18 protein-coding genes and 1 tRNA gene are annotated in these 19,418 nt (G+C 63.9%); 8 read left to right on the top strand and 11 right to left on the bottom strand.

Annotated elements, in window-relative coordinates; translation table 11 throughout:
• Positions 1 to 68: 68 nt before the first annotated feature.
• From ACVIGB_RS10435 to ACVIGB_RS10425, 3 genes are all read left to right on the top strand, one after another.
• Positions 69 to 1,430 carry a patatin-like phospholipase family protein gene (locus ACVIGB_RS10435; RefSeq protein ID WP_092114780.1) on the top strand — a complete coding sequence of 454 codons (1,362 nt, stop codon included), beginning with the start codon at positions 69 to 71 and terminating at the stop codon, positions 1,428 to 1,430.
• Positions 1,431 to 1,560: 130 nt separating this feature from the next.
• On the top strand, positions 1,561 to 3,048 hold the full coding sequence (gene gatB, locus ACVIGB_RS10430) for an Asp-tRNA(Asn)/Glu-tRNA(Gln) amidotransferase subunit GatB (RefSeq protein WP_456722744.1): 1,488 nt from the start codon (positions 1,561 to 1,563) through the stop codon (positions 3,046 to 3,048).
• A 1,525-nt stretch (positions 3,049 to 4,573) separates the two neighbouring features.
• Complete coding sequence (locus tag ACVIGB_RS10425; protein ID WP_212318705.1) at positions 4,574 to 4,840, top strand: hypothetical protein; 267 nt, start codon at positions 4,574 to 4,576, stop codon at positions 4,838 to 4,840.
• A 96-nt stretch (positions 4,841 to 4,936) separates the two neighbouring features.
• On the opposite strand, the gene ACVIGB_RS10420 is transcribed toward ACVIGB_RS10425, so the two are convergent.
• From ACVIGB_RS10420 to ACVIGB_RS10405, 4 genes are all read right to left on the bottom strand, one after another.
• The gene (locus ACVIGB_RS10420) at positions 4,937 to 5,701 is read right to left on the bottom strand and encodes a sulfite exporter TauE/SafE family protein (protein WP_456722745.1); all 765 of its coding nucleotides are present in this window, start codon (positions 5,699 to 5,701) and stop codon (positions 4,937 to 4,939) included.
• Positions 5,702 to 5,774: 73 nt separating this feature from the next.
• Positions 5,775 to 6,497: a helix-turn-helix domain-containing protein gene (locus ACVIGB_RS10415; protein WP_456722746.1), complete on the bottom strand. Its 723-nt coding sequence runs from the start codon at positions 6,495 to 6,497 to the stop codon at positions 5,775 to 5,777.
• A gap of 57 nt (positions 6,498 to 6,554) precedes the next feature.
• Entirely contained in the window at positions 6,555 to 7,802 is a 1,248-nt protein-coding gene (locus ACVIGB_RS10410) for an MFS transporter (protein ID WP_456725202.1), read from the bottom strand.
• 11 nt (positions 7,803 to 7,813) lie between these two features.
• Entirely contained in the window at positions 7,814 to 8,320 is a 507-nt protein-coding gene (locus tag ACVIGB_RS10405) for a PaaI family thioesterase (RefSeq protein WP_456722747.1), read from the bottom strand.
• A 196-nt stretch (positions 8,321 to 8,516) separates the two neighbouring features.
• Between ACVIGB_RS10405 and gcvA the strand changes: the two genes are divergently transcribed.
• Complete coding sequence (gene gcvA, locus ACVIGB_RS10400) at positions 8,517 to 9,419, top strand: transcriptional regulator GcvA (protein ID WP_456722748.1); 903 nt, start codon at positions 8,517 to 8,519, stop codon at positions 9,417 to 9,419.
• 14 nt (positions 9,420 to 9,433) lie between these two features.
• On the opposite strand, the gene ACVIGB_RS10395 is transcribed toward gcvA, so the two are convergent.
• On the bottom strand, positions 9,434 to 10,222 hold the full coding sequence (locus tag ACVIGB_RS10395) for an AraC family transcriptional regulator (RefSeq protein WP_456722749.1): 789 nt from the start codon (positions 10,220 to 10,222) through the stop codon (positions 9,434 to 9,436).
• A gap of 96 nt (positions 10,223 to 10,318) precedes the next feature.
• On the opposite strand from ACVIGB_RS10395, the gene ACVIGB_RS10390 reads away from it, so the two are divergent.
• The 4 genes from ACVIGB_RS10390 (at position 10,319) to ACVIGB_RS10375 (ending at position 14,116) form a co-directional block, all read left to right on the top strand.
• Positions 10,319 to 11,224, top strand: a complete 906-nt coding sequence (locus tag ACVIGB_RS10390) for a DMT family transporter (RefSeq protein ID WP_456722750.1) — start codon at positions 10,319 to 10,321, stop codon at positions 11,222 to 11,224.
• 268 nt (positions 11,225 to 11,492) lie between these two features.
• A complete protein-coding gene (locus tag ACVIGB_RS10385; protein WP_456722751.1) occupies positions 11,493 to 13,343 on the top strand; it encodes a hypothetical protein in 1,851 nt (616 codons plus the stop codon).
• Positions 13,344 to 13,482: 139 nt separating this feature from the next.
• On the top strand, positions 13,483 to 13,698 hold the full coding sequence (locus ACVIGB_RS10380) for a hypothetical protein (protein ID WP_456722752.1): 216 nt from the start codon (positions 13,483 to 13,485) through the stop codon (positions 13,696 to 13,698).
• A gap of 193 nt (positions 13,699 to 13,891) precedes the next feature.
• A complete protein-coding gene (locus ACVIGB_RS10375) occupies positions 13,892 to 14,116 on the top strand; it encodes a hypothetical protein (RefSeq protein WP_143046613.1) in 225 nt (74 codons plus the stop codon).
• A gap of 92 nt (positions 14,117 to 14,208) precedes the next feature.
• On the opposite strand, the gene ACVIGB_RS10370 is transcribed toward ACVIGB_RS10375, so the two are convergent.
• The 6 genes from ACVIGB_RS10370 to ACVIGB_RS10345 all read right to left on the bottom strand — a co-directional run bounded on the left by ACVIGB_RS10370 (position 14,209) and on the right by ACVIGB_RS10345 (position 19,287).
• On the bottom strand, positions 14,209 to 14,490 hold the full coding sequence (locus tag ACVIGB_RS10370; protein ID WP_456722753.1) for a hypothetical protein: 282 nt from the start codon (positions 14,488 to 14,490) through the stop codon (positions 14,209 to 14,211).
• 133 nt (positions 14,491 to 14,623) lie between these two features.
• Positions 14,624 to 15,196, bottom strand: coding sequence for a hypothetical protein (locus tag ACVIGB_RS10365; protein ID WP_456722754.1), 573 nt, complete (start codon positions 15,194 to 15,196; stop codon positions 14,624 to 14,626).
• 490 nt (positions 15,197 to 15,686) lie between these two features.
• A complete protein-coding gene (locus tag ACVIGB_RS10360) occupies positions 15,687 to 15,857 on the bottom strand; it encodes a DUF3606 domain-containing protein (protein WP_456722755.1) in 171 nt (56 codons plus the stop codon).
• Between the two features lie 158 nt (positions 15,858 to 16,015).
• Positions 16,016 to 16,297, bottom strand: coding sequence for a hypothetical protein (locus ACVIGB_RS10355; RefSeq protein WP_092114768.1), 282 nt, complete (start codon positions 16,295 to 16,297; stop codon positions 16,016 to 16,018).
• Positions 16,298 to 16,495: 198 nt separating this feature from the next.
• A tRNA-Ser gene (locus tag ACVIGB_RS10350) sits at positions 16,496 to 16,589 on the bottom strand.
• 250 nt (positions 16,590 to 16,839) lie between these two features.
• Positions 16,840 to 19,287 (bottom strand): transglycosylase SLT domain-containing protein, encoded by a 2,448-nt coding sequence (locus ACVIGB_RS10345; RefSeq protein WP_456749371.1) that lies wholly within the window; start codon positions 19,285 to 19,287, stop codon positions 16,840 to 16,842.
• Positions 19,288 to 19,418 lie beyond the last annotated feature (131 nt).

Below are 19,418 nucleotides of genomic sequence, written 5' to 3'. Positions count from 1 at the left end.
CCGGGCGGGGGCCAGCGGCAAAGAGAGTATTCGTGCGTGGGTCGGGCATAGGGGGATGGCTGTCAGCGTTGCTGGTGGCTGCGGTGGCGGTGGGCCTTGCCGGCTGCGCAACCGTCTACAATCTCCCGGGCAATGTGCCGCTCGGTGCCGCGGCTGCCGACACCAACGGTGTCCGCGATATTCCAAGCTATGAAGACGATCTGCTGCTTGCGCTGTCGTTCTCCGGCGGCGGCACGCGCGCGGCGGCGTTTTCGTTCGGCGTGCTGGAGGAACTCGACCGGGTGCGCTCCAGTGCCGCCGGCACCAAGACGCTGCTCGACCGCGTCGACTTTGTCTCCGGCGTCTCCGGCGGATCGGTCACCGCGGCCTATTTCGGATTGAAGCGGCGCGCGGCGCTCGACGATTTCCGCGAGCGTTTCCTGCTGCGCAATGCCGAGGAGGGACTGAAGACCAAGATCTCGCTCGGCAATATCGGGCGCGCGCTGGGCGGCGGCGTCAACGACAGCCAGTTCACCGATTGGCTCGATCAAAACCTGTTCGACGGCGCGCGGTTCGAGGCATTGCCGGACGACCGCCGGCCGCGGGTGTGGATCAACGCGTCAGACATCTATAACCGCACGCCGTTCGTGTTCGGCAAGACGTCGTTCGATGCGCTGTGCAGCGACATCCGCTCCTATCGTGTCGCCGAAGCGGTGGCGGCATCCGCCGCGGTGCCGCTGGCATTCGCCCCGATCGTGTTGCAAACCTATCCGGGCGGCTGCGCCGCGCCGCTGCCGTCCTGGCTCGATCGGGTGCGCAACGATCCGAACGCGCAGCCGCTGCTGCGCTCCTATGCCGAAGCCCAGGCGCGCTACCGCGACGGCTCGATGCGCTACGTCAAGCTACTCGATGGCGGCCTCGTTGATAACTACGGCCTGTCGGGGCTGAGCATCGGATTGCTTGCCGCGCAACGCCCTTATGAGCCACTGAGCGAACGGCAGGCGGCCAAGCTCAGGCGCATCCTGTTCCTGGTGGTCGATGCCGGCCGCGGCATCTCCGGCGACTTCGTGCAGACGCTCGAAGGGCCGAGTGGTGTCGAGCTGGTGTCCGCGGCCGCCGACACCGCGATCGATGCCAGCGTGCGCTCGAGCTACGCCGCCTTCACGGCGCTCGCCAGCGACTGGTCCGGCAAGCTGAAGCACTGGCGCTGCGGCCTGTCGACGGCGGATCGCACCAGGCTCGGCGTCGGCGCCGGCTGGAAGTGCGGCGACGTCGCGATCTATGTCGAGCGGCTCGGCTTCGACCGGCTCGGACCGGAGCGCGCCGGCATCCTGAACGCCATCCCGACGCGGCTTTCGCTGCCGGCCGAGCAGGTCGACCAGCTGATCACGGGCGGCGCGGACGCGCTGCGCTCAAGCAAGGCCTATCAGCAGTTCCGGCGCGGGCTCTGATCTCTGCCCCAATGCGCCGGTACGGGCTGCAAGGGGACTGCAAGGGGATTGCAAGGCGGCTTGACTGGCGCGATCGGTTGCGCGAAGCCCAATCTATCCCAGATATCACTTTATCCGGAAACCGAGATCCATGACCGCATCCGCTGCCCCTCACAAGCTAATCAAGAGCGCCACCGGCGATTGGGAGGTCGTGATCGGCATGGAGGTCCATGCCCAGGTCACCTCGAACGCGAAGCTGTTCTCGGGCGCGTCGACCGCGTTCGGCGGCGAGCCCAACTCCCATGTCTCGCTGGTCGATGCCGCGATGCCGGGCATGCTGCCTGTGATCAACGAGGAGTGCGTCCGCCAGGCGGTGCGCACCGGTCTCGGGCTGAATGCGAAGGTCAACCTGCGCTCGGTGTTCGACCGCAAGAACTATTTCTATCCGGACTCGCCGCAGGGCTACCAGATCAGCCAATACAAGTCGCCGATCGTCGGCGAGGGCGAGGTGGTGCTCGAGCTCGATGGCGGCCGCAGCGTCACGATCGGGATCGAGCGGCTGCATCTAGAACAGGATGCCGGCAAGTTGCTGCACGATCAGTCGCCGACGATGTCCTTTGTCGACCTCAACCGCTGCGGCGTCGCGCTGATGGAGATCGTCTCCAAGCCCGACATCCGCGATGCCGAGCAGGCCAAGGCTTATGTGACCAAGCTACGCTCGATCCTGCGCTACCTCGGCACCTGCGACGGCGACATGGAGAAGGGCAGCCTGCGCGCCGACGTCAACGTCTCGGTGCGCCGTTACGGCGAGACCGCGTACGGCACCCGCTGCGAAATCAAGAACATGAACTCGATCAACTTCATCGGCCAGGCGATCGAATACGAGGCGCGGCGCCAGATCGAGATCATCGAGGACGGCGGCTCGATCGACCAGGAAACCCGGCTGTTCGACCCGAACAAGGGCGAGACACGCTCGATGCGCTCCAAGGAAGAGGCGCACGACTACCGTTACTTCCCCGATCCCGATCTGCTGCCGCTCGAATTCAGCCAGGCCTTCGTCGACGAACTCAAGGCGCAGCTGCCGGAACTGCCGGACGAAAAGAAGTCCCGTTTTATTACGGGCTCCGGCCTGTCGCCCTATGATGCGAGCGTGCTGGTCGCCGAGCGCGAGAGCGCGGAGTTCTACGAGACGGTGCTCGCTCGTCTCGCCGACAAGGCGCGCGACGGCAAGCTTGCCGCCAACTGGGTGATCAACGAGCTGTTCGGCCGTCTCAACAAGGAGGGCGTCGCGATCGCAGCCTCGCCGGTGTCGGCGGAGCAACTCGCCGCGATCGTCGATCTGATCGGCGAGGGAGCGATTTCCGGCAAGATCGCCAAGGACTTGTTTGAGATCGTCTGGCGGGAGGGCGGCGATCCGCGCGCGCTCGTCGAGGCGCGCGGCATGAAGCAGGTCACCGACCTCGGCGCGATCGAGAAGGTGGTCGACGACATCATCGCGGCCAATCCTGACAAGGTCGAGCAGGCGAAGGCGAAGCCTGCGGCTCTTCAATGGTTCGTCGGTCAAGTGATGAAGTCGTCGGGCGGCAAGGCGAACCCGAAGGCGGTCAACGAGCTCTTGAAGTCCAAGCTCGGCATCTGAACGAACAGGACAATGATGTTGTCCTTGGCGCATGATCCAGTCGGATCATGCTCTCGCGCCGTCACCGTCGGCGTCGTTGCGCGCGCGTGAACGCGGCGTGATCTTGCCTCACACCCTCCCTCGACGGTCGCGCTGACGCCTTCGGCGCCGAATCGCCGGAGATGCGATTCGTTCGCGAATCCGGTCCGGGTGACCTCAAACGAGGCAAAAGCGGTCTTACCCACGAAAATTTTTTCGTTGCCAAAAATTACGACTCGGCGTTCGCGACGCGCCGCTTTTCGTCACGGCTCGCGACTCAACGCAACGACGATCGCGCGTCGATCGTTCGAGTGCGAATTCAAGAAGTGCCTGCAATACAGGCGTTTCCTGCAACGTTGACAAATGCCGATGTCGGCCGTTGCTGCATTTCTTGCATCGACGCGCGAACGCAATGCCGATTTGATCGGCGCCGCGCGCTGTGCGCACTGCCACCGCTGCGTCAACACTTCCTTAAGCGGGACACTGTTTTTTTCGGTCTGTTGGTGTATTCGGGAAGTAGTGCATATCGATTCCCGAGTGCACGCAGCGAGAGCCATCTCACATACTGGAGGGCAACATGGCTAAGAAGGCAAAGAAGGCGAAGAAGGCGAAGAAGGCGAAGAGCGCAGTGAAGAAGACTGCGAAGAAGACCCGCAAGGTCGCCAAGAAGAAGTAAGCCTCTCGCCTTGAGAGGATTGCCGGCGGCTTGATGCCGGCACGTCGCGAGAGCCAGCGGACGGACTGCTGAGAGGCACATCCCACCCCAAGGCTCTGGCTGACGAAAGAGGGTGTCGGCGAGACATCAGGTCAAACGGCTGGATCGAATTTCGGAGAGGGCAACCTCCCCAAAAGCGGTCCGGCAGAAGAAACAGAGATTTCTTCGTTCGGTGCGGGGCCGGCTTGGTTCCGCAATTTCACCGGCGAGAATGCCGAGCTGAAATCTGGTCCTGACGTGTTCGCCGACCCCCTCGTTCCGGCGGCCCGCGCAGTCCGCGCCCGGCAGCCACTTTCCACATCCCATTTTCTGGACCGACGTCGGGCCTGACGGGCTCGCGTTTCTTTGCGCGCGCGACCGTACCGCAGCCTCGCGGACCGTCCGCCAGGCGTGGCAGCCCGCTGTCAACTCATCGGCTGATCACATACGTCGGCGGCCGGGACCGGCCGGCGCCCGCGGCCATTGTCCGCGATGGTTATCGATGTCCGAAACACCAGGGTAAACCGGCGTTCACGAATGCGCGGAAATGCCTGCGGCACAGGCACTTCTGCGATTCCGGGGAACGCGCTCGGCGGCGGCGATTTACATCCCGTTCATCGCGATACTTAAACCGCTCTTCAAATTTGATGGGCCATGATCATCCCAACAAGCCGGCAAACGGTGAGCGGTGATCCCAGAGATCAGCGCGGCGCATGATCCCAGGATCAGCGCGGGGATAACAAGGCGTTTCAACAGTGGACGGGGGCCGCGCTCGGGGGAGGGCGGCCAACAACAAAAAGGGGAATGACGACAATGTTTCAGGGGGTCATCGATCAGGAAGGCGCTGTCCCGGTTGCTGCGACTGCAATCCAGGACGTGCTGTTCGAGCGTGGCATGTATTGGGCGAGCGGCCGCTCCGGCGTGGTCAACCTCGTCGCGGCGCACAAATGGTTCAACCTGGCGGCGCTCAAGGGACGTACCGACGCAATCGCGCACCGCCGCGAAGTCGCCGAGCAGATGTCCGACGTCGAGATCGCTGCCGCCCAGCGCGAAGCCCGCGCCTGGATGACGACGCACTAAGCTTTCGTTTTGACGCGTTTTCTTCACGCGAACCGGTAATCCACTTCGCTCGAAAACGCACAGCTCGAGCTGGGAGCCTCGGCTCCCTCGCTCCATCTAGAGCCAGTAGCGCGCTGCGTAGATCACGGTCATCAACGCTCCGGCGGCGATGACGAACTGCCGGACGATCTGAGCCGGCAGGATCCGGATCAGGTGGCCTCCGGCATAGCCGCCGATCATGGCGCCGAGCAGCATCACAGAGGTCTCCGGCCACCGTACCGCTCCCTGCACGATGAAGATCAGTGTGGCGGCGAGCGACACGCAGGTTGCCAGCAGGTTCTTCAACGCCTTGACCGCCCTGATGTCGTTGGGTTCCGTGATCGACAGCACCGCGGTCAGGATGACGCCGAGCCCGGCACCGAAGAACCCTCCATAGACACACGCCAATCCGAGCACAGCACTGCTCGCGCCGGTCGAGGGCAGAGCCGCTGCCTTCTGGTGCCGGACGGTCCATGCCTGGATCTGTGGCGCGAAGGCAAACAGCAGCGTTGCGAATGCGATCAGTGCCGGCACCGGCAGGACGAACAGCCGCTCGGGAAGCAGCAAAAGGACGCCGGCACCGGCCGCGCCGCCAACCGTGGAGACGGCGACGAAGCTGATCATGCGCCGCGTCGGCGGCGGGAGCTTGCCGCGATCGGCGAGGGCTGCGATCAAATGTCCCGGCGAGATCGCCACCGCATTTGACGCATTGGCGATGACGGCCGGCAGGCCCGCCGTGAGCATCGCCGGAAAGGTGATGAGCGTCGCGCCGCCCGCCAATGCATTGATGATGCCTCCCGCGCCACCGGCTGCGAGCAGCAGAAGACTTGTTCCGGTATCCATCCTTCACCCCTTTGCAGGGTGAGCAGGCTAGCGGGCCGAGCGCCGGCCGGTCTGGAACGTCTGTGACGCCGCTTCAATCGCGCCAGTAGACGCCTGGTGTCGTGCCGAAGGTGCGGCGGAACAGGCGGGTGAGGTGGCTCTGGTCGGAGAAGCCCGCATCCGCCGCAACGGCTGCGATGGGCTCGCCGGCGCGCAGCAACTGCCGGGCAAGATTGAGCCGGGCGAGCAGGCGGAAGGTATGCGGCGCGACGCCGAGCTCGCGCCTCACCATGCGGCTGAACCCTTCGCGGCTTCGCCCGAAGCTGGCGGCAATCTCGCCGATCGGCTCGACGCTCTCCGTCAAGGCCGTACCGAGCTTCGCCCTGTCGATGCACCCGGCCGGGCGTGACGGCTCGCGCGACAGCGTGTCGTTGGCGATCTCGCCGATGTGCTTGGGCGATATCTCGTCGATGCTCCGCCAGCGGTCCCCGACATTGATGATCCGGAGCGACGAGCAGGCGCGGCCGGCCGGAACATAGGCATTCAGGCAAACCGTCTCCGCGCCCGGTGTCGCCATCGGTGCATGCAGCATTCCCGCCGGGACCAGCGCGGCATGGCCCGCAGGCACCGTGACGGTCGCGCCGTCGATGCGAAAGGCGCGCGATCCCGACAGCACCAGCACGATCTGACTCTCGTCATGGAAGTGCGGTCGGAGGGCGAGCGAGCCGTCACCGCGCCACGACGCCAGCTCGACGATGTCGTCACCGTCGGCTCGCCGGTAGTTCCAGGCATTGGTCATGGCGAAGCGAGTGATCACAGAGGCTCGGACCGGTGAGTGGGCGATCCCCGAGTGTAGCACGGGGGTCACCCATCGTCATGGCCGCGCGGCCGAAGCCATCGGCGAGGCCGTTCGCATCGTCGCGACGGCGATGAGGGCGGCGACGAGGTTGGCGGCTGCGCTGATCGCCACCGGGATGAAGTAGCTGTGGCTGACGTCGAACGCGAAGCCGGCAGCGCTTGGACCCAGCAGCGTGCCGACGGCGACGCTGGTGTAGAGGATGCCGATGATGCCGCCGACATTGCGGCCGCCGAAATGATCGGTGACCACGGCGGGCAGGATCGCCACCCAGCCGCCATAGAACACGCCGAACAGCAGCGCGAAGACCGTGAGCGACCAGAAGCTGCCGGCGATCGCCCAGATCGCCAGCGAGACGGCCATGCCGAGATACATCGCAATCAGGAATGCATCGCGGCCGACCCGGTCGGCGATGCCGCCGAGGAAGAACCGGCCGGCGGTGCTGCCGACGCCGATCATCCCGAGCAGCAGCACGGCAAGCGTCGGCGCCACCTGATGGTCGACGGCGAAGGGCACCAGGTGCACGAAGGGCACGAATACCCCGAACGCGCTGATCAGGCAGGCCGCATAGAGCCCGGCGAAGCGGGCGGTCTTGACCGCGCCGCGGATCGAGACGCCCTGGCGGAGCGGCGCTCCTGAAGCCGCTTCAAGCGGATCGCCATCCGGTCCGGTGCCGTAGCGGCGCGGATCGTCGGCGATCAGGAGCGATGCTCCGATCCCGGCGACGGCAGCGACGACGCCCAACACGACGTAGGCATCGCGCCAGCCGAGGCTCGTGATCAGCCAGGTCGCGAGCGGCGGCATCACCAGTGTCCCGACCCCGATCCCGCTGACGGCGAGGCCCGACGCAAAACCGCGCCGCCGGACGAACCAGCGCTGCACGGCGCCCAAGGTCGGAACGTAGGCGCAACCGACGCCGGCGCCGATGCCGATGCTGTAGGCGGCATAGACCTGAAGGATGGTCTGCGCCTGTCCCGCCAGCACCATGCCGAGACCGACCAGCGCCATTCCAATGACTGCCAGCCTGCGTGCGCCCCAGCGGTCGGCAAGCGGGCCGGAGACGATGCCGAGACCGAAATACAGGAAGCCCGCGAACGAGAACACCAGCGAGACCGAGCCGCGCGAGGCGCCGAACTCCCGCTGCAACGACTCGACAAAGGACGAGAACGTGTAGGCGCTGCCGAAGCCGATGAACGTCACGACGAAAGCTGATGCGATGACATACCAGCCATAGAACGGCTTTGCTCTTTGATAACCGGCGTGCATGACGGCGTTCCTCACGATCGTTCTCCCTGTGGTGCGCCGCTGCCTGCCTTGGCCGGCGGATAGAGCAGCATCTGCGTGCAGCGAAACAGCGCGATGGCCTTGCCGGTCGCTTCGCTGCGGATCTCGGCATCCCACACCTGGGTCGTGCGCCCGGCGTGAACGAGGCGCGCCTCGCAGCTGACGCCGCCTTCGCGCGCGGCACCGATGAAGTTCGTCTTCAACTCGCCGGTCGCGAAGCCGATCGCGCCGTCCGGCAAGGAGGCGAGGCAGCCAAAGCCGCACGCGGTATCCGCCAGCGCGACGATGCTTGCGCCGTGCAAGAGCCCGTGCGGCGAGAAGTGCTTCGTGGCAATCTCGAAGCGGCCGCGGATAAGGCCGCGCTCGGCTTCGAGCCATTGAAGGTCCAGCAGGCCGGGCAGGCTGCCGGCTTGCGACGCGTTGATGCGGTCGATGCGTTGGATGGTATCGCCGCCTGCACCGATCTCGCGCAGGGCGAGTTTGTTTGGGACCTCGGTCATGTTCTGTCCTGGCTCCATCAGGGAACCGGGAGCCGCTGTCGCGAGCCGTGACAAAAGATTAGAAAAACTAACTTCATTGGCCCGGATTTCTCTGAGTTGACGCGGCTCTCAGCGTTACGATAGGCTGATTGAGCGCCCGGAAGGCCACGTTGGCAAACCAGATTTGCTGCGCGATTGAGATTAGAAAATCTAAATCATGGAGAGCCGGCTTCCACCCCTGAACGCGCTCAAGGCGTTCGAGTCCGCCGCCCGCCATCTCTCGGTGAAGCTCGCGGCCGAGGAGCTGTGCGTGACGCCGGGCGCGGTCAGCCAGATGCTCAAGACGCTGGAAGCCCATCTCGGCGTCAAGCTGTTCGAGCGGGTGCCGCGCGGCATCTATCTCACCGACGCCGGGCGCGACTATCTGCCGTCGATCCGCAATGCGTTTCGCCAGATCGCGGAGGCCTCGCGCCGCGTCGCTGCGTCAGTCGACGTCGGCACGTTGACGGTGAGCGTCACGCCGTTCTTTGCGTCGGCCTGGCTGGTGCCGCGCATGGCGTCGTTTCAGGGCGCGCATCCCGAGATCGATCTGCAGATCGTCACCAGCAACACGCTGGTCGATTTCTCGCGCAGCGGTATCGACGTCGCGGTGCGCCACGGTCTCGGCCGCTATCCGGGGCTGCGCAGCGACCGCGTCGTCACGGTCGAGATGGTGGCGGTCGCGTCGCCGTCGCTGGTTGCGCGTCTCGGGCGGCCAGCATCTCCCACAGATCTCGCGGGCTGGCCGCAGGTGCATGATGCCGATCGCAAGGGGTGGAGCCTGTGGTTTCAGGCCAACGGCATCGCGGAGGTGCGCACGCCGCGCGGCCCTTCGTTCGACGACAGCGGTCTCCTCCTGAAAGCCGTGCTGACAGGGCAGGGCGCAGGCCTGCTGCCGGCGGCGATGGTCGCAAACGAGATCGAGAGCGGCGAGCTGATCCAGCTGCTGGAGACCGCGCATCTGGAGGAGTTCGCCTACTATCTCGTCTGTCCCGACAACCGGCAGGGTCTCCCGAAGATCGCGGCGTTCAGGGAATGGATATTGGGGCCGGTGGCCCAGTCGGCATCTGCGGAGCGCTAGTTATCCGCGGCGGCCTACCGATAGAACGCGTTCGGCGGCACGCCAAAATGCTTGCGGAACATCGCCGTGAAGGCGCTCTGGCTGGCATAGCCGGCATCGAGCGCGACATCGACCACCCGCGCGCCGCGCGCGAGGCGTTCCAGCGCGAACAGCAGGCGGGCCTGCTGACGCCACTCACCGAACGTCATGCCGGTTTCTCTGGCGAACAGACGATGGATCGTCTTCGACGTCAGCTTCAGCCGGCGCGCCCATTGCTCCGCCGTGGAGGCGTCGTCCGGGCGGGCGACCAGCGCCGCGCAGATCCGCGCGAGCCTGGCATCGCGCGGCATCGGCAGATGCAACGGCAGCACATCGACCTCGCGCAACTGGTCTAGCAGCACCTGCATCAGGCGCTCGTCGCAGGTCGCGGGCGCATAGTCCAGCGGCACCCCCATCGCGGCGACGAACAATTCGCGCAACAGCGGCGAGACCGTGAACACGCAGCTGGTCTGCGGCAGATTGGGGGCCGCGTCGCTGTCCACGAACACGGTGCGGATCTTGACCGCGCCGCACATCCGGACCTCGTGCGCGAGACCGGCCACCAGCCACACCGCGCGATTGGGCGGCACCACCCAGGTGCCCTCGGCGCAGCGCACGATCATCACGCCTTCGATCGCATAGAGCAGCTGGCCGCGCGGATGCGCATGCAGGCCGGTCGATGTGCCGCTCGGATAGTCGATCTCCATCGCCGCCATCGGCCGCGCCGTGGCGTGATAATCGAGGTGCCGTGTGATCAGCTCGTCCAACACGTCTTCATCTCGCATGTCCCAATCTCGCTAGGTGAGGTCATTCTAGCGTGAGACGGACTTCGACGCGACAGGTAGTTGCTGGTGTGTCCTTCACCAATGCGCTGCCAGGTCATGCTCAAGAAAAATGCTGCACTTCTCTATCCCTTCGTTGCCATCGTGCTGTGGGCCGGCAACGTCATTGTCTCGCGTCTGTCGGCCCACACGATCGGTCCGCAGGCGATCACCTTCTATCGCCTGCTGGTCGCGGTCCTGCTGATGTCGCCATTCGTGGCGCGCGCCGCCTGGCGCAATCGCCGCGCGATCTGGCCGCATCTCGGGCCGCTCGCGATCCTCGGCTTCCTTGCGATGTGCCTGTTCCAGAGCCTGTCATATCTCGCGGCCGAGACCACGACTGCGACCAACATGGCCTTGTTCACCGCGCTGACGCCGCTACTCACGGTCGCGCTCAGCGCCGCGCTGCTCGGCGAGCAGCCGACACTTGGCATGGTCTGCGGCGCGCCGCTGTCGTTTGCCGGCCTCGTCTATCTCGTCAGCGGCGGCGACTTGTCGTCGCTGTTGCAGAACGGCGTGCATGCGGGCGACGCGCTGATGCTGCTGGCCGCGATCGTCTACGCGCTGTACGGCGTGCTCCTGAAGCGCTGGAATCTGCCGATCACCGGATGGCAATCCACCTACATGCAGGCGCTCTGCGCGCTGGCCGTGATGTTTCCCGCGTTCCTCGCGACGCCGGCGCCGTTGCGGCAGGTCAGCGCGGCAACCTGGCCGTTGATCGTCTATGCCGGCGTGCTGGCCTCGGTGGTGTTGCCGTTCCTCTGGATCCGCGGGGTCGCGCAGCTTGCCCCGAACCGTTGCGCGATCTTCATGAACCTGTTGCCGGTGCTGACGGCCGCGGCCGCGATCGTGATGCTGGGCGAGCCGGTCAGGACGTTTCACGTCATCGGCGGCGGCCTCGCGCTGCTTGGCGTCGCCTGCGCGCAGGCCTTTCCGCGGCCGCTGTTGCGAGCGCAGCGTGCCTGAGCATGTGACCTATCGTCACAGCAATGGCTGATCTATTTCTCGCCGTGCTGGCGTCGCGACATCAAGCCCGCAACTCCCGAGTTCTAAAACGCGAGAGGATGTTTCTAATCTTTGCTGATCGATGTTCGATCGCTGCCGAATCGGCGTGCTTGTAGCCCGTTTGGATCATGAGCTTCACATCGAGCGCGATCAAACTAAAGGATATCTAGCTTCTCACTTCGAGTCGTGAGGGTTTGCTCGTTTCATCGATAGTTGTCTCGAGCGAATTATGAAAAAGAAGATCGCGTATGGTGCGATTCTGGTTGGCGCAATCGTCCTGGTTTTGTTCGCGCACAAAATCAAGACCGCCGCGAATCTCCTGACGGAGACGCTGCTCTTTGGCGGTCAACGCATGGCTACCATTATCAGCCGCCTGGACGCGCAGGAGCAGATCGCGAACAAACAAGAGCAGACGGCGAACAGGCAAGAGCAGGCCGCGAGCAAGCAGGAGCAGGCCGCGAGCAGGCAAGAGCAGACTGCGAACAAGCAGGAGCAGGCTGCGAGCAGGCAGGAACAGGCCGCGAGCAAGCAGGAGCAGACTGCGAGCAGGCAGGAGCTGGCTGCGAGCAAGCAGGAGCAGATTGCGATCAAGCAGAACGAGGCTGCAAACAAGCTGGAGCAGACCGCGAATCAGCTGGAGCAGATCGTCAATAGACTGCGGGCGGATATTGGTGCGGTAATCGACACGCAGAAGCCCGGTCAGCCTGCGCCCGATCTGCAGGGCAACTCGATTCAAGTTTCGCTGCCTCAAAGCGAATATGGACCGATGACGCCAGTCTCCATGACGAAGATCTCAGCGCGAGAATTTCTGATCGCCAACTACCGGGATGTTTATCTGTTCGACCAGGACCAGCGCACCGCGGTGCCGCTTGAGATCGACGTCGAACTGCCTGTCTGGTATCCTACTGCCGTGTTCTACTCGGCCTTCTATGACAGGGTCTTCATCGCGAACTACGTTGGAGGGGACATTATCGTCGCCCAGCTTGAGCGAACGAGGGCCGGCGCGAAGCTTCATGTAACCGAGCGCATAGCGGATAACGGCATCAAGGGGGCGGAGGGAGTGGCGATCTCGCGAGGAGGTCGATTTATGGGCGTGGCGGACTACGACGGCAACGTGGTCTCCATGTTCGAACGCGTAGATGACAAATGGATCCTGCGCTGGAAGCGGGATTTGGCGGCCTCTCACGGCATCACGATGATCGGAGACGAGGTCTTCGCCTCGGGTCAGGGGAGCATTGTCAAGCTGTCGATTGAAACCGGGCAGGAGCTCGCCAGGACCGCAAATATCGGCTCTCAACCGATTCAATTTGCCACGTGCATCAACGAAGACGAGAGCACGGGCGATCTGATTGGTTCGGATCCGATGTCCGGCGTCGTTTTCACGATGACGAAGAGCCTTCAAGTGAAGGACGTCTACGGGGCGAACGGTCCGACCCATGCAAATCTGTCCGCGCCGTTCTGTGCCTATCGGGACAAGGACGTAGTCTATATTCTGTCCACCTACCAGGACAGGCTCATCGCTATCAGCGGAGCTGTGACAACGTCTTTCGAGTTCGGATACCCACGATGGAACTACATCGCTGATCAATCGCGATTTCGATACCCCTCGGTTACGTCGCGCGGACCCGTCCAGTTCGATGCGCCGAGCTATCAGATGTTCGACAAGACTGTGCGTGCTGCCTATGGCGCGCTGGCGGCGAATGACGGCACGCTGTTGATGATGCCCGCCCGCGGAGACTTGTTTGGCGACGAGTCGACCTTTTACGCCACCGGCATAGCGAGCGACCCAAATTGGCTTGTCATCGTCTCCAATTCATCGCCCAAGGCAGTTCTCTATAACCGCAAGACGGGGGCGTTGGGTGGTGTAACGATTGGCGAGTGGGATTGCTGGGCGCAGGCGAGTGAAATCCTGTGTCCATCGCGGCGCTATTCAATCGGCGAACTTTCTGCTGCTGCGGGCATGTTGGATCAAGAGGAAGAGGCCAAGATGGCGGGAGGCTGGATTGGCAGTGCGATCCCGCTTCTGAAGTACTGGGCAGCATGGGCATCAACGCCTCGCTCGGCAGAGGCGCGCCCCTAGACGTCGGCGGGCTCACGCTGCGTGATAACGCGCAGGCTCTACATCGGCGATCTCGCGGTTTTGATCACATGTGAAAGGCCGGGGCAGAATAGGACGCCGCGGTCGGCGGTCACTTGTTCGGTGAAACGGAGTGATCGCCATGCGTGTTGCCTTGGTCTTGACGTTGCCTCTTGTGTTCCTGTGGAGTGCGGTTGCCGACGCGGCAACAGCGCATCACCGGCGCGTGCGACAGCACCTCATCATCCGTCCGAGCGAAGAGGTGGTCGTGCCGGGTGGGTACAGATATCCCGGCTTCGGCCCGATCCCGCCAAGCGAGAACCGAAATCTCGACCCATCCACCCGCGGCAGCGGCTGACGTCGGTCAGCGCCGCAGCTCTATCACGTCGATCACGCTGCCCGCGCCGGCGTTTCGGTGGCGAGGGTGATCGTTCCAGGGCTGCTCCGGCGTACCCGAGTGACCCGCCTCACATCACTCCCGGAGCCCATTTGGGAGTGTTTCGGCCAGGGCGATGCAATGGTGCGTCGGCCCAATTGTGGAGGAGGGTATCATGCGTTCAATTTCACTGAGCTTTGTCGTCGCAACTGCGATTGCTCTGTTCACGTTCGGTCAGGCGGCTTCTGCCGCTCCCATCGGAGCAGTCGTGAAGGCATGCGACAGAACCGCAGGCTGCAACTACACCCTGAACAAGGCTGGAGACCTGACGGGCTGCTCCTCGAAAGCCTGCTTCTACTGCCCGAACGACGGCAAGCGGCAGTGCTTCGGGGTGCAATGAGGTGGCAGGGGCCTGCTTCTCGCGGGCCCCTTTTCTTGGCGAGGACGGAGGATGCCGCTTCCATCGAACAAGAGGTTGGTCGAAGGAGCGAGCTATGCCGCGTCGGTGACCAACTTGTGCTGAGATCGCTCAGTGACACGCTTTTCGAGCATGGCGATGGTTCCCTTGAGATTGTCGTACCGCTCATTGAGCGACCTTGCCAGGGTCGGATACCTTGCGTCCGATGGGTCATAGATTCCCGCGCGCGCTTCTTCGGTCGCGATGTCGGCTTCGATCTGCTGGCAGGCCAGGACAAGATCGGACAGCATCTTCGCAACCGTCGACTCTCGTCCCGTGCTTGCGCGAGCTGTCTCAAAACGATGATGCATGTTCATGTGCGTGCTCCGAATGTCCGAGTTCGGCACACCGCGAACAGCTGGCGCCGAACTATTCACGGATACATCGCAAGTCGCCTGCCAGGAGCGGGTCCGTAAGAATACGGTCGGGGCGTAAGTCTGATGGGTCTTGCTATTCTCGGCGCCAAGCCGGAATGCAAGCGCTGAGCGTGACGCGCTTGTAGTCTCGAGCGGCGTTCTGATCTCCGGATTCTTCCGCAAACCTGACCGCTGCCTCCATGTCCTGAGAGGCAGGCGCGCTGTCGCAGAACAGGCTGTGAATTTCAGCCCGGTATCGATATGCCCTGTAGTTCATCGGGTTGTACTGAAGCGCCATGGTGTAGTTGCTTTGCTCCTCAGTGGCGCCTCGGCGCGCTTCATCCGATTGACTGTCGATGTTGGCCAGGCGATTGAGCGCCTGGAGTGTTCCGAGCTCCGTGTACCGTTGAGACATCGCGCCGAAACTTGCAGGAAGTGCTTCGGCCGAAGAAGCAGGCTGCTTCGCCGCGCTCTGCGCGCGTTCAATTTCGATCTTCTTGTATTTGATGGCGTTGTCGTAGTCCCGCAGGCTTTGGAAGGTGCTCGATATTTCGCTGTTGATCGGCGCGATATAGGCAGTCGACAGTCGTCGATCGCTCAGCAGGTTGAGGCATGCCTGTATCTTTGCCTGCGCGGGCAAGACATCGCGACATTCCTTGTCAACCACACGACGCGCGTCCCGCGAATGCACTGTTGGCGGCGTCTGAGCAGCAGGCAGGACAATAGCCAGTGCGAAGCAGACCGCTAACCTGAGACCGCGACTCGGGCCATCCATCTTATTTCTTCGCCTTCAGCCCGATCTCGACCAGCCGGCGGATACTTCGTGCGGGCTTCATGATTATTTGATGCCAAATAATCAAGCCGAGGGGAAGCTGCGACTTCCACCTCGGCTCTAACCCTCATCCGGCTCCGTGGCTACGCCAGCCGCCACAATCACCTCAATCCTCAAGGCTCGTTTATCGATCGCGTAGCCGCTGACGCATTTCATTGATGGGCTCAAAAGTGAGGCCGTTCGTGACTGGGATCGACCGAACGGCCTCAGCCGGCCCGCGCTACCAAATGGAAGAATGGGCCGGCTGTCGAGCTACGGCGTCGCCGGATAGATGGTTTCGCCAGCCAATTGACGTCGCGACCGTCAGCCCCTTCGACCTGTTGGGTCAGATCACCTTTGCTTCCTTGGTGATGGCGGCAATTGAGGGACCCGATTTTCGAAGGATTGAAGCAAACTGTTGATCGGAGACCTTGAGGCGCTTCCTCAATACTTTGACCTGGATCTTGTCGCGCAGATCCAGCGAATTGCGAAAATAGGTTTGCCTGCGCTTGTTCATGGGAATTTGGCTCGCAAAGGACATGTTGCTCGCGATGTTGCGGCATTGCGTCGACATCGATCGGTCGACGAGGGGACCGGTTGCCCTCGCGAGCGTGGCGTCGCCGCCTACACAACGCCCGGCCAGGGGTAGCGTTCCTTCAACGATGAGGCCGCTTGCTATGAGCGCGCAGGGTCGGTTTGACGACAGGTCGTCAAGACAAACGCTGCCTTGCTACATTGCCAATCGCTGCCAAGCGCAGCGCTCGAGACGGGCCGAGGAGCAGCAGCGATCGCCAGCACGACAACCATGCAAGCCAGCGAAGTTGCGATGACGAGCCTGCCTGCCTTGGATGAGAAGCGCTGCCGTAACCAGGGAGCCAAATCGGCGGATCGGCGAAGCTGGGCGTTACGCAAAACCTGGTCGATATCCTGGAATTGAATGCCACTGTCCTGCTGCATGGCTTTACTCCGGAAACATTCAGGTGATGAAAAACTGAGGGGATGCTGCGCGCGGTTTGTTTCGCGCTCGCTTCAACGCACCGGGAATGATGTTTCGTTCACGCGGAGGTGATTGCCGGTTCAGGCCCAAGGCGGCTTGTGCAGCCGCTCGTGCGCTGAACAGCGATTTTCCAGAAATTTCAATGATGTCAATGAGACTGGCGGAGACGGAGGGATTCGAACCCTCGATAGGCCTTTACAAGCCTATAACGGTTTAGCAAACCGCCGCCTTCAGCCACTCGGCCACGTCTCCAATGGCGCCGATATGCCCGAGAGGGCGCTAAGCCGCAAGCGGCAGATTCAGTTTGTGGCAAGGTGATTTGGTGGCAGCTCCGCCGCCGCCGGCCCGGGAGCGGGCGCTGAGCCTTTATACTCCGCGCCGATTCCGGTGCGATGGCGCGGGTGAATGCAGGAAATGCAAGATATAACAATAAGTTAGACCGATATCGGCGCAGAGCTAACCGTGGCCCCTCGCAAGGCTGTTGAAAACCGGCCGCGTCGGCTCATTCCACGCTGGCGCCGCGGCGCAGGTCGGCGTCGATCTGCAATCTGGTGCCGCCGCCGAAGCGGGCGCGATAGACCTGCAGGTTCTCCATGATCCGCTGGACGTAGTTCCGCGTCTCCGAGAACGGAATCAGCTCGACCCAATCGACCGCGTCGACCTTGGGATCGCGCGGGTCGCCATAACGCTCGATCCACTTCTTCACGCTGCCGCGGCCGGCATTGTAGGCGGCGAAGGTCAGGATGTAGGAGCCGCGATAGTCCTCGAGCAGGCCGCCGAGCTCGGCGGCACCGAGCATCGCGTTGTAGACCGGGTCGGTCTTCATCCGGTTGAGGTCGAAGCCGATGCCGGCGCGCTTGCAGACGTAGCGTCCGGCGTCCGGCGTCACCTGCATCAGGCCGTAGGCCTGGGCCGGCGACACCACGGCCGGATTGAACGCGCTTTCCTGGCGCGCAATCGCGTAGACGACGCTCTGCTCGACCTCCGGTCCGACCTGGCGGAACGATGGAATGCCGTTCACCGGGTAGGCGTAGTGGTCGAACGGCAGTCCGCGATTGAGCGCGGCCTTGCCCATCAGAAGCATGCCGCGGGCATCGCCATGGCGGGCGGTGAGCTCGCCGAGCCCGGCCAGCGCTTCCGGATCGCCATTGTCGCCCATGTCGCCGAAGATCGGGATCGCGAGCTCGCGCGCGTCGATTTCGTAGAGCAGCCCGACCGCGCGCACGATTTCCAGCCGATCGGCGCCGCGGCCGCGCGGCGCGCTGTTCAATTCGATCTGCGGCAGGCCGAGCTTGGCGCGCGCGAGCTGGCCGTAGTAGCTGGTCGACTGCTCGGCTGCGCGTGCGTAGGCGGCGCGCGCCTCCTGGCCGCGGCCGGCGGCCTCCGCGGCGCGGCCTTGCCAATAACCGGCACGCGCCAGCGCGGTCGGGTTGGCGCTGCCGACGCCGATCCGCGCGAAATGCTGGGCGGCGAGGGCGGGGTCGTTGAGAAAGCGCAGCGCGATCCAGCCCGAGGTGAATTCCTGCTCGGTCTTGTAGATGTCGCGGGCGGGCAGCGCCGCGTCGCGCGCGATCAGATAGGCGGTGCGAAACTCGTTGACGTCGATCATCTTGCGCGCCAGCAGGCGGCGCTCGACCCACCATTCGTCGACGTTGAAGAGCCGCGCGGCGTCCTTCGGTGCGCTCAGCATCAGCTGCGCGGCCTCGGTGAACTTCTCCTCGCGGCGGAGCAGCTGGATCTTGGCGAACAAATAGCCGGTGTCGCCGGAGAGTTCGCGCGGCACCTCTTCGAGCAGCGCGCGCAGGTTCGAGCCCTTGCGGCTGGCCGCGATGCGCGCCTTGGCGAGCGCCTGATAACCGGAGCCGAGACGCCTGGCCGCGCGGATGCCGGCGGCCTCGTTGTCGGTGCCGTAGAGCATGGTGTCCATGCGCGCCTTGTGGTCGCCGGCGGTCAGGAACGAGCCGAACAGGTCGAGCGCGGTGGTTTCGGTGTCCTCGCTCATCGGATCGTTGCGCCAGGCCTCGCGCACCAGCCGTTCGGCATTGCCGCGGTCGCCGCGTCCGATCATCACCTTGGCGAGCGCGAGCCGGCCCTTGGCCGAGACCGGCGATTCATTCTGGAACCAGGCCCACACCGCGGAATCGTCGCGATGGTCGTCCCATAGCGATGCCTCGATGCGGCGGCGCAGGAAGGTCTGCGAGGGCCAGCTCGGATTGGCGTCAAGGAAGGTGCGGTAGCGCTCGACCGAGGCGCCATTGTCCTCGCTGCGCAGGATCAGCCATTCGGCAAGCTTGCGCGCAACCGGATCGGAGATCGAGGCCTCGGCCTCGGTGGCATCAGCCGGCTTGCGCTTGCGCAGCAGCTCGACGACGCTCGCAAGCGCCTCCTTGTCGGATTGCGACGTCGACGACGTCGCGGCCACGGCCGCCGGCAGCACCGGCTTGCGCGCGATCGGCGTGGCATGCTGGCGGGTCGCCGGAACCAGCGCGGGGGCGGCGGCGCGGACGGGCACCGGCTTGTTCGGCAGACTTCCTGTTGCAGCCAGAGCAGCGGGCTTCGACGCGGTGGTCTTTGCCGCAGTGGGCTTCGTCGTAGTGGTCTTGGACGTGCTGCTCTTCGACGCGGCGGCCTTCGAAGCGTCGGTCTTGGAGGGCGCGGCCTTGGCGCCGTCGGTCTTCACCGCGCCGGACTTCGAAGAGGTCGTCTTGGCAGCCTCCGTCTTGGCAGCGCTGGTCTTGGCTTCACTGCTTTTGGCGGCGGTTGGCTTCGAAGCATGCGGCTTCGAGGCGCCGGTCTTGGAAGCGTCGGTCTTGGAAGATTCGCTCTTGGAAGCCGCGGTCTTCGAAGTCCCGTTCTTCGGGGCCGCTGTCTTGGCGGCTGTGTCTTGGGCAGCCGGCTTCGCGGCTGGAACATCCTCGGCGGCCCATGCATCGGCCGTGATGGCGGCCAGGCCGACGACGAGCGCCAGGCTCGTCGCCAGCGCCGTCGATCGCAAAGTGCGCGCGCGGGCGGAACGGATCACAGAAGTCCTCTGCGGCCCCGAATCATCTGGTCGGTTGGGCCATGGGTTCTTATTTGATT

Source organism: Bradyrhizobium sp. USDA 4341 (assembly GCF_054063755.1).
Note: the sequence above shows the minus strand (reverse complement) of the source record. Positions and strands in the feature narration are given on the sequence as shown.